The 2500-nt window shown below is 50.3% G+C and carries 2 rRNA genes (1 of these 2 cut by a window edge); both read right to left on the reverse strand.

Features of this window, described 5'->3' with window-relative positions:
* Nucleotides 1-75: 75 nt before the first annotated feature.
* Nucleotides 76-190: ribosomal RNA gene (gene rrf, locus A3729_RS09420) — 5S ribosomal RNA — on the reverse strand.
* 167 nt (nucleotides 191-357) lie between these two features.
* Nucleotides 358-2500: ribosomal RNA gene (locus tag A3729_RS09425) — 23S ribosomal RNA — on the reverse strand (it continues 740 nt past the right edge of the window).

The raw sequence follows: 2500 nt of genomic DNA on the forward strand, positions 1-2500 counted from the left end.
GTGAGTTACTTACAATACTTTCTTCCAGGCAATAAAAAACCCCAGCAGGATGACCTACTGGGGTTTCTAATAGAAGCCTGACGATGACCTACTCTCACATGGGACCTCCCACACTACCATCGGCGATGCTTCGTTTCACTTCTGAGTTCGGGATGGGATCAGGTGGTTCCAAAGCTCTATGGTCGTCAGGCAAAACTTCGGTTGCTGATACTTCATCAACAACACTTAATTCTGCGTCTTTAACAATAGCAAGTAATAGCTAATTTAATCTCTGCTGTCTAACGAAGACTCATATCCAATTTGCGTTACCCGTCGTTGTACGAATAATCATTCACTATAAAACCACTTGGGCGTTATATAGTTAAGCCTCACGAGCAATTAGTACTGGTTAGCTCAATACGTTACCGCACTTACACACCCAGCCTATCAACGTCATAGTCTTTAACGGCTCTTTAGGGGAATTAAATTCCCAGGGAAAACTTATCTTGAAGGGGGCTTCCCGCTTAGATGCTTTCAGCGGTTATCCTGTCCGAACGTAGCTACCGGGCAATGCGTCTGGCGACACAACCCGAACACCAGGGGTTCGTCCACTCCGGTCCTCTCGTACTAGGAGCAGCTCTTCTCAATTTTCCAACGTCCACGGCAGATAGGGACCGAACTGTCTCACGACGTTCTAAACCCAGCTCGCGTACCACTTTAAATGGCGAACAGCCATACCCTTGGGACCGGCTTCAGCCCCAGGATGTGATGAGCCGACATCGAGGTGCCAAACACCGCCGTCGATGTGAACTCTTGGGCGGTATCAGCCTGTTATCCCCGGAGTACCTTTTATCCGTTGAGCGATGGCCCTTCCATACAGAACCACCGGATCACTATGACCTACTTTCGTACCTGCTCGACGTGTCTGTCTCGCAGTTAAGCGCGCTTATGCCATTACACTAACCGCATGATGTCCGACCATGCTTAGCGCACCTTCGTGCTCCTCCGTTACTCTTTGGGAGGAGACCGCCCCAGTCAAACTACCCACCACACAGTGTCCTCGATCCCGATAAGGGACCCGAGTTAGAACCTCAAACATACCAGGGTGGTATTTCAAGGATGGCTCCACCAGATCTAGCGACCTGGTTTCAAAGCCTCCCACCTATCCTACACAAATAGGTTCAAAGTTCACTGTGAAGCTATAGTAAAGGTTCACGGGGTCTTTCCGTCTAGCCGCGGATACGCTGCATCTTAACAGCGATTTCAATTTCACTGAGTCTCGGGTGGAGACAGCTTGGCCATCGTTACACCATTCGTGCAGGTCGGAACTTACCCGACAAGGAATTTCGCTACCTTAGGACCGTTATAGTTACGGCCGCCGTTTACCGGGGCTTCGATCAAGAGCTTCGCATACGCTAACCCCATCAATTAACCTTCCGGCACCGGGCAGGTGTCATACCCTATACGTCCACTTTCGTGTTTGCAGAGTACTGTGTTTTTAATAAACAGTCGCAGCCAACTGGTATCTTCGGCCGACCTCAGCTTACAGAGCAAGTCTGATCACCAAAATCGGCGTACCTTCTCCCGAAGTTACGGTACCATTTTGCCTAGTTCCTTCACCCGAGTTCTCTCAAGCGCCTTGGTATTCTCTACCTGACCACCTGTGTCGGTTTGGGGTACGGTTCCTATATATCTGAAGCTTAGAGGTTTTTCCTGGAAGCAGAGCATCAACCACTTCAATCTCTAAAAGAGATCTCGTCATCAGTTCTCAGCCTTAAGGACCCGGATTTGCCTAAGTCCTCAGCCTACAACCTTAAACATGGACAACCGTCGCCATGCTGGTTTAGCTTTCTCCGTCTCCCCATCGCAATATATACAAGTACAGGAATATTAACCTGTTTCCCATCGACTACGCTTCTCAGCCTCGCCTTAGGGGCCGACTCACCCTGCGCCGATTAACGTTGCGCAGGAACCCTTGGTCTTCCGGCGAGGGGGTTTTTCACCCCCTTTGTCGTTACTCATGTCAGCATTCGCACTTCTGATACCTCCACCCAACTTCTCAATTGAGCTTCATCAGCTTACAGAACGCTCCTCTACCATATCTAAAAGATATCCGCAGCTTCGGTGTACAGTTTGAGCCCCGTTAAATCTTCCGCGCAGGCCGACTCGACTAGTGAGCTATTACGCTTTCTTTAAAGGATGGCTGCTTCTAAGCCAACCTCCTAGCTGTCTAAGCCTTCCCACATCGTTTCCCACTTAACTGTAACTTTGGGACCTTAGCTGGCGGTCTGGGTTGTTGCCCTCTCCACGACGGACGTTAGCACCCGCCGTGTGTCTCCCGTGATCGCACTCCTGGGTATTCGGAGTTTGCATGGGGTTGGTAAGTCGGGATGACCCCCTAGCCCAAACAGTGCTCTACCCCCCAGGGTGATACACGAGGCGCTACCTAAATAGCTTTCGAGGAGAACCAGCTATCTCCGAGTTTGATTAGCCTTTCACTCCTAGCCACAAGTCATCCCCT

Source organism: Oleiphilus sp. HI0043, assembly GCF_001634935.1.